The 15,201-nt window shown below is 32.0% G+C and carries 12 protein-coding genes; 7 read left to right on the forward strand and 5 right to left on the reverse strand.

What is annotated here, in order from left to right:
* Positions 1-37 precede the first annotated feature (37 nt).
* On the reverse strand, positions 38-1,633 hold the full coding sequence (locus QO190_RS02335) for a S8/S53 family peptidase (RefSeq protein ID WP_371461338.1): 1,596 nt from the start codon (positions 1,631-1,633) through the stop codon (positions 38-40).
* A 103-nt stretch (positions 1,634-1,736) separates the two neighbouring features.
* Between QO190_RS02335 and QO190_RS02340 the strand changes: the two genes are divergently transcribed.
* Genes QO190_RS02340 through QO190_RS02355 form a run of 4 tightly spaced genes read left to right on the forward strand, consistent with a single transcriptional unit; the run spans position 1,737 to position 5,542 of the window.
* Complete coding sequence (locus QO190_RS02340; RefSeq protein ID WP_371461337.1) at positions 1,737-2,861, forward strand: DegT/DnrJ/EryC1/StrS family aminotransferase; 1,125 nt, start codon at positions 1,737-1,739, stop codon at positions 2,859-2,861.
* A 36-nt stretch (positions 2,862-2,897) separates the two neighbouring features.
* Positions 2,898-3,917, forward strand: coding sequence for a UDP-glucose 4-epimerase GalE (galE, locus tag QO190_RS02345; protein ID WP_371461335.1), 1,020 nt, complete (start codon positions 2,898-2,900; stop codon positions 3,915-3,917).
* Positions 3,918-3,923: 6 nt separating this feature from the next.
* The gene (locus QO190_RS02350) at positions 3,924-5,072 is read left to right on the forward strand and encodes a hypothetical protein (protein ID WP_213189319.1); all 1,149 of its coding nucleotides are present in this window, start codon (positions 3,924-3,926) and stop codon (positions 5,070-5,072) included.
* A 32-nt stretch (positions 5,073-5,104) separates the two neighbouring features.
* On the forward strand, positions 5,105-5,542 hold the full coding sequence (locus QO190_RS02355) for an adenylyltransferase/cytidyltransferase family protein (protein WP_069798309.1): 438 nt from the start codon (positions 5,105-5,107) through the stop codon (positions 5,540-5,542).
* A gap of 36 nt (positions 5,543-5,578) precedes the next feature.
* Here QO190_RS02355 and QO190_RS02360 read toward each other — a convergent pair whose 3' ends face one another.
* From QO190_RS02360 to pnuC, 4 genes are all read right to left on the reverse strand, one after another.
* Positions 5,579-8,059 carry a TonB-dependent receptor domain-containing protein gene (locus QO190_RS02360; RefSeq protein ID WP_371461334.1) on the reverse strand — a complete coding sequence of 827 codons (2,481 nt, stop codon included), beginning with the start codon at positions 8,057-8,059 and terminating at the stop codon, positions 5,579-5,581.
* Between the two features lie 140 nt (positions 8,060-8,199).
* Positions 8,200-9,237 carry an endolytic transglycosylase MltG gene (gene mltG / locus QO190_RS02365; RefSeq protein WP_371461333.1) on the reverse strand — a complete coding sequence of 346 codons (1,038 nt, stop codon included), beginning with the start codon at positions 9,235-9,237 and terminating at the stop codon, positions 8,200-8,202.
* Between the two features lie 87 nt (positions 9,238-9,324).
* Positions 9,325-10,110, reverse strand: coding sequence for a diaminopimelate epimerase (gene dapF / locus QO190_RS02370; RefSeq protein ID WP_371461331.1), 786 nt, complete (start codon positions 10,108-10,110; stop codon positions 9,325-9,327).
* 60 nt (positions 10,111-10,170) lie between these two features.
* A complete protein-coding gene (pnuC, locus tag QO190_RS02375) occupies positions 10,171-10,833 on the reverse strand; it encodes a nicotinamide riboside transporter PnuC (protein ID WP_371461329.1) in 663 nt (220 codons plus the stop codon).
* Between the two features lie 208 nt (positions 10,834-11,041).
* On the opposite strand from pnuC, the gene QO190_RS02380 reads away from it, so the two are divergent.
* The 3 genes from QO190_RS02380 to hemN all read left to right on the forward strand — a co-directional run bounded on the left by QO190_RS02380 (position 11,042) and on the right by hemN (position 15,160).
* A complete protein-coding gene (locus QO190_RS02380; protein WP_260204504.1) occupies positions 11,042-12,583 on the forward strand; it encodes an APC family permease in 1,542 nt (513 codons plus the stop codon).
* A 53-nt stretch (positions 12,584-12,636) separates the two neighbouring features.
* Entirely contained in the window at positions 12,637-13,653 is a 1,017-nt protein-coding gene (locus QO190_RS02385; protein WP_371461328.1) for a WD40/YVTN/BNR-like repeat-containing protein, read from the forward strand.
* Between the two features lie 148 nt (positions 13,654-13,801).
* Positions 13,802-15,160 carry an oxygen-independent coproporphyrinogen III oxidase gene (hemN, locus tag QO190_RS02390; RefSeq protein WP_371461327.1) on the forward strand — a complete coding sequence of 453 codons (1,359 nt, stop codon included), beginning with the start codon at positions 13,802-13,804 and terminating at the stop codon, positions 15,158-15,160.
* The last annotated feature ends 41 nt before the right edge of the window (positions 15,161-15,201 follow it).

Genomic DNA, 15,201 nt, shown 5'->3' on the forward strand with positions numbered 1-15,201 from the left:
TCAGATTTTCTGAAGGCTTTTTTAGAGTTTATTTTTATTATTCTTTGATGAACTTTTCTACAGTTTCAGAAGAAGAGGTTTTGATTTTTAAAAAATACAGTCCTTTTTCTAATTTCTCAATATTAATTTGATTGGTTTTTGAGTCGAATAAAAATTGGCCTAAACTATTATAAACAGATATTTTTTCAATTTTTTGTGTAGAAGAAATATTGATTTCTTGTTTTGCAGGATTAGGATATACAATAAATTTATTTTTTAAGTCATAATCATTTGTTTTTAAAAAAGAACTGTACGCTTGTCCAAAATTTAAAATTCCATATCCTAATTGGTCAGAATATCCTGGAGATAGTGATGCAGTACTCCTTAAACTATTTTTTACTAAATCTCTATTGGTAGAATTTGGAATCGCTTGAAGTAAACAAGCAATTCCACCAGCTGAAAGTGGTGTAGCATAAGAAGTTCCGTTTCCTGAGTAAGATGCATTGTTATAAGTATAATATGTACTTGTACCTCTTGCTGAAGCATCTGGTTTAACTTTTCCTACAGAATTTGGTCCGTAAGAAGTAAAAACAGACGGATTTCCTAAATAATCTACTGCGCCTATCGTAAAAACATTTTCATTATCAGCAGGTGTAGAAATATATTTCCATGTTTGGTTTCCTTCATTTCCTGCAGCAACCACTACAATTATTCCTTTTTCTGTTGCAATTTGTGCGGCTCTTGCAATAAATGAAGTAGAGCCATTCATCTGAGCGTAAGAATAGTTGTATCTATCGTCGTCAAAGAAGTCTCCATATCCTAGAGAAGTAGAAATGATGTCAACCCCTTTTCTATCAGCTTCTTCTGCGGCTTGAATCCAATATAGTTCTTCTTCTGGAATTTCTTCATCACCCACTTCCGTAGCATATAAATAAAAATTTGCGTCAGGAGCTGAACCTACAAAAATACCATCAATATAACCACCAATAATTCCCAAACAATTTGTTCCGTGGCTATCAAGAGCAGTATTGTAAACATCGTTATTTTTTGAAATAAAATTATAAACGTGTTTAATTTGATTATTGCTTCTCATTCTAGCAAATGCAGAACCAGTATTTACTGTTGGAAATCCCGTATCTATCACTGCAATAGAAACTCCAGTACCTGTAAAACCTTGTACATGGAGTGTTCTCAAGTTTACTTGTTCTATTTGAGCCAAAGAATTTCCGTAATTAAAGTTAATTTTTGAAGATAAATTTTTTGGAAATTTCTCTTTTTTAGAAATTTTTCCAGCAGGGTTGTTTTTTACAAAACTTTCTACTTTTAATACATAGGGTTCGGCTTGTAATTGTGCAATTTGAGTTGAAGTAGCATTCACGGCAACACCATTGAGCCATTTTGATTTATCATTAACTGTAAATCCCAAATTTTGTATATTCTGAATATAATTCGGTTCTATTGGTGCATCTTGAGCCGTAATAGCTATTCCGAGGTTAGTTCTTCTATCAATAGCTTTCTGCGTTAATTCTGAAAGAGGATTGGCTAAAAAAATAGATGCATTTGGTTTGTCTTTAAAATAAACAAATACCAATTCTGTTTGCGAAAAAACAAAACTAAAAAAGAAGAAAAAATATAAATGAATGATTTTTTTCATTTTTCAAATTTGTTACGAATTTATAATATTTTGATTATATGTATTTCAAAAAATTCACTTATTTTTCCTTACAAATTCCGTATTTTTGCTAAAATTTTTAGAAATGAAAAAAATTCAAATGGTTGACTTACAAAGTCAGTATCAAAAAATAAAAAATGAAGTAGACGAAAAAGTGCTAAACGTGATGCAAAGTGCACAATTCATTAATGGTCCAGAAGTTCAGAATTTTCAAAAAGAATTAGAGCAATATCTTGGTGTAAAACATGTGATTCCTTGTGCTAATGGTACAGATGCGTTACAAATCGCTTTGATGGCTCTAGATTTGCAACCTGGTGATGAGGTTATTACTGCGGATTTCACTTTTGCGGCAACGGTAGAAGTGGTTCATCTTTTAAAATTAAAATCAGTTTTAGTAGATGTAGATTACGATACTTTCAATATTGATATTGAAAAATTAAAAGCTGCGATTACTCCAAAAACGAAAGCGATTATTCCTGTGCATTTGTTCGGACAATGTGCTAATATGGAAGCCGTTTTAGAAGTAGCAAAAGAGCATAATTTATTCGTAGTAGAAGACAATTGTCAAGGAATTGGTGCAGATTTCACTTTTTCTGATGGTACAGTAAAAAAATCTGGAACTATGGGAACTATTGGTACCACAAGTTTCTTTCCATCTAAAAATTTAGGTTGTTACGGAGATGGTGGTGCTATTTTTACCAATGATGACGAATTAGCGTACAAAATGCGTGGAATTGTAAACCACGGAATGTACAAGCGTTATTATCACGATGAAGTAGGTGTAAATTCTAGATTAGACAGTGTTCAAGCTGCGGTTCTAAGAGTGAAACTTCCGCTTTTGGATTCTTATAATGCTGCAAGAAGAAGTGCGGCAGATTATTATGACAATGCTTTTGCGAATCATCCAAATATTTTAACACCGAAAAGAGCAGAAAACTCTACTCACGTTTTCCATCAATATACACTCAGAATTTTAAACGGAAAAAGAAACGAATTACAAGCATTCTTAGCCGAAAAAGAAATTCCAGCGATGATTTATTATCCAGTGGCTTTGAGAAAACAAAAAGCCTATTACCAAGAGTCTAATGACGCGGATTTTGTAAATACTGATAAATTATTAGACCAAGTGATTTCTTTACCAATGCACACAGAATTAGAAGAGGAGCAATTGAAGTTTATTACGGATTCTGTATTGGAGTTTATGAAATAAATCTAATTAGAATTCTGAAAGCACAATAAAATAATCATGACAATACTCGTAACAGGCGGATTAGGATATATTGGTTCTCATACTGTGGTAGAACTGCTCAACAATAATTTTGAAGTAGTCATCATTGATGATTTATCCAATACCGAAAAATTTATCCTTAAAAATATTGAAGAAATCGCGGGCAAAAAACCTATTTTCTATCCTTTTGATTTAAAAAGAAAGGAATTACTGAAACAAGTTTTTGATGCTCACAAAATCGAAGGTTGTATTCATTTTGCAGCGTATAAAGCGGTGGGTGAATCTCAGGTAAAACCTATTGATTATTATGAAAATAATTTATTTTCGCTGATTAATCTTTTGCAGGAAATGAAAGAAAGAAATATTTCTAATTTCATTTTTAGTTCAAGTTGTACGGTTTACGGACAAGCCGATAAAATGCCGATAGATGAAGAAACTCCGCTAAAATTGCCAGAATCTTCCTACGGAAAAACCAAACAAATGGGCGAAGAAATTCTGAAAGATTTTGCAATCGCTCATCAGAAAAAAGTCACTTTGTTGAGATATTTTAATCCAATTGGTGCGCATCCATCTGCAAAATTAGGAGAATTGCCTATCGGAGTTCCGAATAATTTGGTTCCTTATGTAATGCAAACTGCAGCAGGAATTAGAGAAAAACTGAATGTTTGGGGAAATGATTATCTTACAGAAGATGGTACTGCAATCAGAGACTATATTTATGTGGTAGATTTGGCAAAAGCGCATGTAAAAGCTTTGCAGAAATTAATTTCTGAAAACTCTGAAACGCTGTTAGATATTTATAACCTAGGAACAGGAAAAGGAAGTTCAGTTTTAGAAGTGGTTCATGCTTTTGAAAAAGCCAACGATGTAGCTGTTCCTTATCAAATTTGTGAAAGAAGAGCAGGAGATATTACCATCGCTTATGCGAATGCTGATAAAGCTGAAAAAGAACTCGGTTGGAAATCTGAAACTTCATTAGAAGAAGCACTCAGAACCGTTTGGCAATGGCAAAAATATTTAGAAACCAGGGATATTTAAAAAACTATGAAACCGAGAATTTTCTTATTACTATTATTTTTTTTCTTTAAATCATTTGCTCAAGAACAAAATGAAAATGTTCTTTATGTAATTGATAATGTAAAAGTTATTAATGATCCGGAAAGAGGAAATGATATAAATGCTAATGATATAGAAGAGGTGGATATTGTTAAAAATAAGGATTCTCTTAAGAAAAATGGTTTAGAAAAATTCGATGGAGTTATTTATATTTTTACAAAAGAATTTAAAAAACGTTCCGATGAATTGAAAAAAATTCCGACTACAAGAAATATGGAAATGTTAAATGGAAATATTTGGCATTATAATAATAAAATTTATAGTGGGAAGTTTATAGATTACTATTATAGTGGAAGAATTCAAGGAGAAGGAAATTTATTGAATGGAAGGCTTGATGGTTTAAGAAAAATGTATTTTCAGAATGGAAATGTTTCTTTAGAAAGATATTATAAAAATTCTATTCCTAATGGTCTGGAACAAGAGTTTTATGAAGATGGCTCTTTAAAACAAAAAGGAGAGTTTATTAACGGAAAAGAAGAAGGAGTTTGGGAAATGTATTATCCTAACGGTAAAGTGAAGCAACGTAATATTTTTAAGAATGGAAAAATGGTAGATAAATCTATTACTTTTATGTCTAATGGAAATGAAGACAGAAATGAATTAATAATAGATGGAAAGATTTTACCAGATTCTAAATTTGCGGAATTAGATTCTCAAATGAAAAAATCTAATGAAGAATATAGAAATGGAAATGAAAAATCTGCAATTAAAATTCTTTCTAAATTAATTGATGCAAGTCCTAGTTTTAAAGATGCTTATTTTTCTAGAGGTACCATGTTGCTCAATCAAATGAAGTTTGATGAGGCTATAAAGGATTTTGATAAAGCTATTGAAATAGAACCTTATTACACTTTTGCGATTACAAATCGTGCCTTTGTAAGAATTAGAAAATATGAATTAGGAGGAAGAGAATTATTGAAAAACTCTGAGGTTACTATTATTGCTTCTAAAAAAGAAGTTATCATCCCAGAAATTGAAAAAGATAAAATCTGTTCAGATTTAAAATTAGCAGTTTTTCTTGGAGATAGAAATGCCATGAATTTTGATGCTTTAGATAAATACTGCACTAAAAAATAAAATTTTCTAATTTTTTTAAATTTAATTTGACTATGAAAACTCAAAAAATAGGAATTACTTTTTCATCATTTGATTTGCTTCATGCAGGTCATATCAAGATGCTAGAAGAAGCAAAAACGGTTTGTGATTATTTGATTGTTGGGCTGCAATTAGACCCAGCTTATGACAGACCTACTAAAAATAAACCTACTCAAACGGTTGTAGAACGCTATATTCAGCTAAAAGCTGTGAATGCAGTTGACGAAATCGTTCCCTATTACACAGAGCAAGATTTAGAAGATATTTTGAGGTCTTTTGTGATTGATGTGAGAATTATTGGTGATGAATATAAAGACAAAGATTTCACTGGAAGACAATATTGCGAAGAAAAAGGAATTGAAATTTATTACAATAAAAGAGACCACCGATTTTCTTCCACAGATTTAAGAAAAAGAATCTACGAAGCCGAAAAAGCTAAGCTAGATAAATAAAAAAATCCGAGAAATTTTTCTCGGATTTTGTTTTTATTACATTGGAACGTCATCCATTCCGCCATTATCTCTTTGCTGGTCTTGTTTTCTTGGTTTCATTTTCTTTTCGTCAGCAAATTTATTCTTAAATCTGTAAGAGAAAGAAAGCATAACTGTTCTAGGCATAAACTGCATTTCTGCTTCTCTATAAAAATCTTCTCCATATGTTTTCATACGTCTCTTTCTTGTGTTAAAAACGTCTTGTACATTAAGGTTGATGGTTCCTTGATTGTTAAGTATATTTCTACTGATCCCAAAATTCATTGCATAAATTGCTAATCTTTCGTTTTGGAAAGTTTTTTGAGGAGCATTATAGTTTCCTTGTAATTGTAAGTTGGTTTGTTTATTTAATTTTATTGCAGTGGTAAGTCTAGTTTGGAAAGATGTTCCTGAATTTTCTGTTTTTATGTTATTAAATTCAGATTCATTTTTATAACCAAATAGGTTAAAATTACCAAATACTCTTAACCATTTAGTAGCAGTAATGTTATAGTTAAAATCCATACCATATCTGTCTTCTGTACCTAAGTTCGCTGGCATAGATACATAGTTTCCGTCTGTGTCTTTGGTTACCGTAAAATTGATGTCATCATTTGTTCTTTGGTAGTATAGAGTAGGATTGATGGTTAATTTATTTCCTTTAGAGTAGTTATAACCCAACTCAAATGAATTTACATACGAAGGATTAAGGTCTGCGTTTCCTTTAAAATAGTTGGTAGCATTTTGTAGTCTGTATGCAGGAATTAACTGAAAAGATCTAGGTCTATTAATTCTTCTAGCATAATTTAGTGAAAATTGGCTTTTATCTGTGATGTTATAACTTAAAAATACAGAAGGGAAAAATCCGTTATAAGATTTAGTGTTTTTAAGATTATTGATAGGTATTACAGGATTTGTTCTGATATCATAACCATTGAAAACCGTAGCAATACTGGTGTTCTCATTTCTTAGGCCTAATTGATAACCAAAATTGTCGAATTTACTTTTGAATTGAGCATAAATGGCTAATATTTTCTCGGTATAATCTGTTTTATTAGAGAATCTTTCGTCTAAATCTTGTCCAGCAGTTACATCATAAAAAAGGTTTTCAGTAATGTTGTTTCTGAAATCATATCTTGCTCCTGCTTCAAATTTAGAATCTTCTGTAATAGGAAGTTCATAATCTGCTTTTGCAATCCAAGTTTTTTGATTGTTATTATTATAATTATTCTGACTTACGCTATTGATGTAATTGTCTTCAATGTCTTCAAAATTATTATTCTTGGTTTTTTGAAAACTTCCACTTGCTGATAAAACATGTCCTTTATTGTCAAATTTATGCTCTAAACCTGCGTCTAATTGTACACTGTTATTTTCGCCTTCTCCATTAACATTTCTAGAAGAATTACCAAATTTAGTAGAACTAGTAGTAGATGTAGATTCGCTATCACTATTATTACCATTGGTCGTAATAGAGAAATTAGCAGAGGTGAAGTCTGTAAAATTATAATTCAGTCCAGTAGTGAAGTTGAAGTTCTTAAAGTTATTTGTATTTAAACTTTCTATATTAGAAATTTCTGCATTTCCCGTATCATTAGAGTAGGTCTTGCTTTTGTTTTCAAATTTTCCAAAACCACCACCACCATTCACAAACCAAGAAAATTTACCATAATTCCATGATAGATTGGTATTAAGCCTTGATTGAGGAAGATAGCCTACAGTTCCTTCTACAGAACCATTAAATCCTAATCCTTTTGATTTTTTTAATACAATATTTAAAATCCCAGCTGTACCTGAAGCTTCGTATTTAGATGAAGGATTTGTAATCACTTCTATCTTTTCTATTTGGTCTGCTGGAATATTTTTTAGAGCATTACTGTCATCTGTAATTCCTAAAATAGATGAAGGTTTTCCGTTAATTAAAAACTTAATGTTTGAGTTTCCTCTCATAGAAACACTTCCGTCTGCATCTACATTTACAGAAGGTACATTAGCGAGTACATCTTGTAAATTCCCACCTTTTGCAGTTAAATCTTGAGTAACATCATATGTTTTTTTATCAAGTTCTACCTTGTAAACAGGTTTTGAAGCTGTAAGAGTAACGCCTTCTATATCTTTGGTTTTAGCGTTGGTAACTTGTTGCTCAGATTCTATTTTGATGTTTCCTAAATTAGGATTTTGCCCGATACTTTTGGTAACCACTAATTTTTTGAAATCTACTGCATCAATGGTGATTTCGTAGTTTCCAGGAATGAGGTTAATAGTGAAGTTTCCTTTCTCATCAGTTAAGGTAGCATCGCTAAAAAGCGCAGCATTTTCTTTTACGGTTTTGTTGCTAAAAGAGATAGAAGCATAAGGAACGGCATTGTTTTGTGCATCTACAATTTTACCTGAAATTTGTTGTTTTTCTTGCGCAAAAGCCATTGCAGCAGCAGAAAGAACGAGAGTTAGACCTAGTGTTTTTTTGGTAATTAAATTTAGAATTTCTGTTTGAATCATCTTCATTAATTTTTTATTGTGAAGCTAAAATTTTCGCTCCAGATTATTTTTTTAAATTTTTAATAAATAAAAAGATTTCTGTGAATTAGACGCAGAAATCTTAACTATGTTAAACTTAAAAAAGTTAAATTTTTGTTAATTTATTGAGTAATGTTTTTTGAATTGAGCCAATCTTGATAAGCTTTTGCATTAGCAGCGTGTTCTACATCATTGTCTGTAAATTTATGAAAACCCATTCTTTTTGGGTCGGCACACATAAAAATGTAATTGTTATTTTCTGCGTTTAGAACGGCATCTACAGAACTTTTATCTACTACACAGATTGGGCCTGGTGGAATTCCTTTTACTGCATAAGTATTGTAAGGAGAAGGGAAGGAAAGATGCTTGTAAAGCACTCTTTTAATATCTTGAGTAAAGTTGTTTTCCTTATTAATCGCATAAATTACAGTCGGGTCAGATTGTAGTTTCATTCCTTTTCTTACACGATTAAGGTATAATCCTGCGATGGTTTTTTGCTCGTCTGTTTTTCCGCCAGATTCTTTGTAAACAATAGAAGCTAGTGCATAAATCTCTTCTCTAGAAAGGTTGAGTTTTCTCTCTTTGGCAAGTCTTTCTTCATTCCAAAATTCTTGATATTGATTTTCGAATTTTTCAAAAAATTCCGCTGGTTTTACCGTCCAAAAGAATTGATAAGTATCTGCAAAGAAGTATTTTTTTAAATCTTCGGCATTATTATAACCTTTAGAAACTGCTATTTTATTGAATTCTTTGACAAAAGTTAAAGAATCTGCTTCTGTTTTTCTGGAAACTCTTCCTATCATTTGATAAACATCATTGAAATCTCCAATTCTGAAACTGCTTTCTGTTTGGTTTCCAGCTTTAATCATGTTTACCAAGTCTGTGTTGTCTGTTCCTGATTCAATTTTATAACGACCAGGCTTAATTTTTTTGTCAAGATTTTTCTTTAATGCTACTTCTTTGAAACTTTTTTTGTTTTTAAGATAAGGAGAGATAGAATCAAGAACCTGTTCGAAATTCGCACCTGTTGGAACAAGAATATAGCCTTCTTTTGCTACGTTCCCGAGTTTATATTTTTTCAAAAAATTAAATGCAAAGTATCCGCCAACCAAAAAAGCGATTAGCCCAATTACAGCGATGATAGAACAACCTTTTTTCATAAATAATTATTGCTTTCGGCCTTCAGCTTTCAGCTTTTGGCATATATTTTTAGTTAGCTAATTGCAGAATGCTGACAGCCGATTTCATTATAAATTGATTTTTCCTTTGAAAACTTGTTTTGCAGGACCTTCTAGCCAAACGTTTTTAAAACCGTTTTCAGCTTCTTCTGCGTATACTTTTAGATTGCCACCCAGAACTTTTACATCTACTTTTTCTACATGATTTTGAAGCATGTAAACCAATGAACAAGCAGTTACTCCCGTTCCACAACTGTAAGTTTCGTCTTCTACACCACGTTCATAAGTTCTTACGAAGATTTTATTTTCAGCAGTTTTTTCTACAAAATTTACATTGATACCTTCTTGAGCATATCTTTCAGAATTTCTGATGGCATAACCATTTTTATAAACGTCGAAATTTTCTAAATTTTCTACATATTTCACAAAATGAGGAGAACCCGTATTGAGTTCAAAATCATCATCAATGTTTTTAATATTTTCTACATCTATCATTTTCAATTTAACCGTTCCGAAATTCATTTCGGCTTCATGTAAACCATCGATAGCGATAAAAGTACACTTATCTTCGAAAATGTCTAAAAAATGGGCAAATGCTACAATGCATCTTCCACCATTTCCACACATGGTAGATTCATTTCCGTCTGAATTGTAATACACCATTTTGAAATCTGTTTTAAAATCTCCTTCTGATGCATTTTCTAATAAAATAAGGCCATCACCGCCAATTCCGAAACGTCTGTCGCAGAGATTTTTGATGATTTCTGTATCTTTTGGGAAACTCAAGTCACGATTGTCTATCATTACAAAATCGTTTCCTGTTCCTTGATATTTATAAAAATCTAGTGTTGTCATTAATTTTTAAAGTTGAAATAATGAATAAGTTTGCAAATATATCTTAGATTATTAGAATTTTTACATTTTTTTGATTGATTTTTTCCATTCTAAATATCCTAAATAAGCCATTGCCGTAAAAACCAAATATTGCACCGAAGTAATTCCTAATCCTTTGTAGAGCATCATCGGAATGCAAATAAAATCCCCAATCATCCAAAAAATCCAGTTTTCTATTTTTCTTTTTGCCATGAGCCACATTCCTACTAAAAATATAGAAGTGGTGAAGACATCTAACCAATTTGCCCAATCGAGATGATGCAAACCTAAATTTACATTTTCGGTAGAGAAATGATTGTCAATTGCAGGTTTGTAATAATAAACAAGGGTAACCAATCCTAAACTGAAGATAAATAAAACTGAGGCAAAAATCCATTGTTTGAAGTTTGCCCACGAAACTTCTACGTGGATGTTATCTTCTGAACTCGCCGACCAAAGAATCCAGCCATAAATGCTCATAATCGTATAATAAACATTAATCATAGCGTCTCCTAAAAGTCCAAAATTAAAGAGGATATACACATAAAGAGCCGTAGAAATAATACCTGTAGGATAAACCCAGATATTTTTTTTGATAGAAAAATAAACACTCAGCAACCCGAAAATAGCTGCCGTTGCTTCCAGAAAAATCTGAAAATTGGTGTAGGTTTCGTAAGGCTTGAGAAAAAGTTCGTACAAATTCATTGTTTCAAAGATAAAGATTTCGTTTAGAAAATAAGTGCGGAATTAAAAATTTAAAGATTCGCAAAAAAATAAATAAAAAAATGATAATCTTTCAAAGCTATTATTTGCGGAAATCTACCATCTCTGTTAAAAAATTGAATAAAACTTCTTAATACTTCTAAAAAATTTATATTTTCGTGAATTCTAAAATGTAAAAAATTGATTTAATATGTCGAATATTTGGATTAAAAAGCCGATGGAAGCTTATGAGGCAGACATCAAAAAGAGTCAGCTAAAGAGAGTTCTCGGAAAATGGAGTTTAACAGCCATAGGAATTGGAGCCATTATTGGTGGTGGTATCTTTGTATTGACAGGAACTGGTGCATATTATAATGCAGGTCCAGCTCTTGCACTTTCTTTCGTAATAGCGGGGATTGCTTGTGTATTTGCAGCACTGTGTTACGCAGAATTTGCATCGATTCTACCCGTAGAAGGTTCTGCTTATGCTTATGCTTATGGAACAGTAGGAGAGATTTTTGCGTGGATTATTGGATGGGGATTGATACTAGAATACGCAATGGGTTCTATGACGGTGGCGGTTTCTTGGTCAGGATATTTTGGGAAATTACTCAAAATGTTTGGCTTGCATCTTCCAGCTTGGTTAACTACCGATCCTCAAACATATTTAGCAGCAGGAAACTCAGGTTTTTCTATGAATTTACCAGCGTTTTTCATTGTTTTAATAGTAATTTCTATCTTATTGAGAGGAACCAAAGGTGCTGCTAAAGCAAATAATTTTATTGTAATGCTAAAAGTAGCTGCGATTATTTTCGTAATTGTAGCAGGAGCATTTTTCATTGATCCAGCTAACTGGACACCTTTTATTCCAGAGCCAACGGTGATTACTGAAAACGGAGTTTCGCACAGTGCTTATGGTTATGCCGGAATTATTGCGGGAGCTTCTGCCATTTTCTTTGCTTATGTAGGTTTTGATGCGGTTTCTACACAAGCTGGTGAAGCGATTAATCCTAAAAAAGATGTACCATTTGCTATTATCGCTTCGTTATTAATTTGTACTTTATTGTATATTTTAGTTTCATTGGTTTTAACAGGGATGATGCATTATTCAGATTTCAATCCACTAGGAAAATATCCAGATGCAATTAAAGCTCCAGTAGCTTATGCGTTTGATATTGCTGGTCAAGCTTGGGCAGGATACATCATCACGATTGCTGCTACAGTAGGTCTTATTTCTGTGTTGATGGTAATGATTATGGGACAATCTAGAATTTTCTTAGGAATGTCTAAAGACGGTTTAATTCCTAAAACTTTCTCTAAAGTAAATGCAGAAACAGGTGTTCCAAGTAAAAATTTAATGATTCTAGGTGGGGTTATTTCTGTAGTTGCAGCTTTTACACCTATTAATGATTTGGCACACATGACAAGTTTCGGGACGCTTTTCGCGTTTACGATGGTTTGTGTTGCGGTTTGGGTATTGAGAGTAAAACAACCTAATCTTCAAAGAAATTTTAGAGTTCCTGCATTGCCAGTAATTGCAACTTTAGGAATTTTAATTAATATTTATTTGATTATTAATTTAAGTATAGAAGCACAAACGTACTCAGCTATTTGGTTGTTGTTTGGTTTTGTGATTTACTTCTTATACAGTAGAAAAAATTCTAAACTTCAAAATGGTGGTTTCGGTGAAACTTTCAAAGCGGAACAAGAACCTTTAGAAGAAATAGAAATCGATATTGATAATAAAGATTAACAAATTAAATCCCACTTTTTGGTGGGATTTTTTATTTTTGTAAAAAAGTAAAAATGAAAAGAATAATATTAGCCTTTTGTTTGTTGGCTCATGCTTTTATAATGGCTCAAAGTCTAGAATTCTCGGTTTTAGCAGATAATTATAACATGAGTGTAAGAGCAATTCAGATTTGGCAAAATAAAGTGTATTACGCTGCTACAGATTCTAAATTTGGGTATATTCATTTGAAAGAACCAACGATTAGAAAGCAAATGAAATTATCAGATGCAAATCTTCAATTCAGGACATTGGCACAAACAGACGATTTGTTTTACACTGTAAACATCGAAAGTCCTGCTACTTTTTATAAAATTACGAAAAGTACTTTTACGGCAGAAGAAGTTTTTACCGATACCATAAAAACTGCATTTTATGACGCTTTTATGTTTGATGAAAAGGGAAGGGGATTGGCGATTAGTGACCCAAGAAAAGAAGGAAAACCTCATTTTAGAATTATTTCGAGCAAAAGTTATAAAAACGACGGCGGAATTATGCCGAAATATCAAGAAGGAGAAGCACATTTTGCAGCGAGCAATACCAATATTGCAATGAAAGGAAATACCGTTTGGATTGCAACAGGAGGAACGGTTTCTAGAATTTTTAAATTCAATTGGGATAAACCTTATTTTTGGAATGTTTACAATACGCCTTTTGTCAACGGGAAATCGTCTACAGGAATTTATTCTATTGATTTTTATGATGAGAAATTCGGGATTGCAGTAGGCGGTGATTATACCCAACAATCAGATAATGTTAACAATATCGCTACAACTTCAGACGGTGGCGAAACCTGGCGAATTCAAGCTTCTGGAAAAAATGGTGGATATAAAACATGTGTTAAAATTCGTCCGAAATCTAAAGGAAAAGACATTATTGCAGTGGGAGACCAGAATATAGAATTTTCTAGCGATTATGGAAAAACTTGGAAAACGATTTCACAAGAAAAAAATCTTTACGTTTGCGAATGGATAGATGAAAACAGTCTCGTTTTTGCAGGAAAAAATAGAATTTTAAAAGCAATTTTTAAATAGTTTCATACAGATTTCACAGATTTTCACAGAAGATATTCATAAAATTAATAAACCTTATCTAAGTTGTCTGTTAGAAATAACTAAATAAACCTTATTTTTGCAAATCAAAATCTAAAATCTAAAATTTAGAATTTAAAATTTCCAAAAAATGAATTCTTTAATCGATAAATATAATATTCCGGGACCTAGATATACTTCTTATCCTACCGTTCCTTACTGGGATAATGATGGTTTTACTTCCGAACAATGGCAGAAAACTGTTATTCAGTCTTTCAACGAGAGTAATGCTCAAGAAGGAATTTCTATTTACATTCACCTTCCTTTTTGTGAGCAATTGTGTACTTTTTGTGCTTGTCATAAACGCATAACTAAACAACATTCTGTAGAAACACCTTATTTAGAAAGTGTTTTAAAAGAGTGGAATCTTTATCTTAATCTTTTTGAAGAAAAACCAAAACTTAAAGAATTGCATCTCGGTGGTGGAACTCCTACCTTTTTCTCACCAGAAAATTTGAGAATTTTACTAGAAGGAATTTTTAGCACCGTAGAAATTGCCGAAAATCCTGAATTTTCTTTTGAAGGTCACCCAAACAATACTACAAAAGTACATTTGCAAACTTTGTATGATTTAGGCTTTAGAAGATGTAGTTTCGGGGTGCAAGATTATGATCAAAAAGTTCAAAAAGCCATCAATAGAATTCAGCCTTTCGAAAATGTGAAAAACGTTACAGAATGGGCTAGAGAAATTGGTTATAAGAGTGTTTCTCACGACTTGGTTTTTGGCTTACCGCACCAAACTTGGGATGCAATGGAATTTACCATCAGAAAAACTTTGGAATTAAAACCAGATAGACTGGCATTTTATTCTTACGCTCACGTTCCGTGGATAAAAGGAGTTGGTCAACGTGGTTTTGACGAAAATGATTTGCCAAGTGGTGAAGAAAAACGTAAACTCTACGAAAATGGCAAAAAGCTGTTAGAAGAATTGGGTTATATAGAAGTAGGAATGGACCATTTTTCACTCGAAAAAGATGATTTGTACCAATCTTTAATTCATAAAAAACTCCACCGAAATTTCATGGGATATACTTCAAGTAATACTCAATTGATGGTCGGTTTAGGTATGTCTGCGATTTCGGATTCTTGGTATGCTTTTGCTCAAAACGAAAAATCGGTAGAAGAATATCAAAAAAGAGTAGAAGAGGGAATTATTCCTGTGGTGAAAGGACATATTTTAAATGAAGAAGATTTAAAATTAAGAAGACATATTTTGAATTTAATGTGTCAGTTAGAAACCACTTTTACACCAGAAAATTCTTTTGAAGAATTACCAGAAGCATTGAAAAAGCTACAAGAAATGCAAGAAGATGGTTTGGTAGAAATTTCAGGAAATACTGTGAAAATTACCGAAAAAGGAAGAGTTTTCACCAGAAATGTTGCGATGGCTTTTGATTTAAGAATGATGAGAAAAATGCCAGAAACCAGATTGTTTTCGATGACGGTTTAACTTTCAATAAATAATTTTTTTTCGTTAAAATTTTAGAGATT

It is taken from the genome of Cloacibacterium sp. Arc13, from assembly GCF_041431305.1.
In the GTDB taxonomy this organism is placed as follows: domain Bacteria; phylum Bacteroidota; class Bacteroidia; order Flavobacteriales; family Weeksellaceae; genus Cloacibacterium; species Cloacibacterium caeni_B.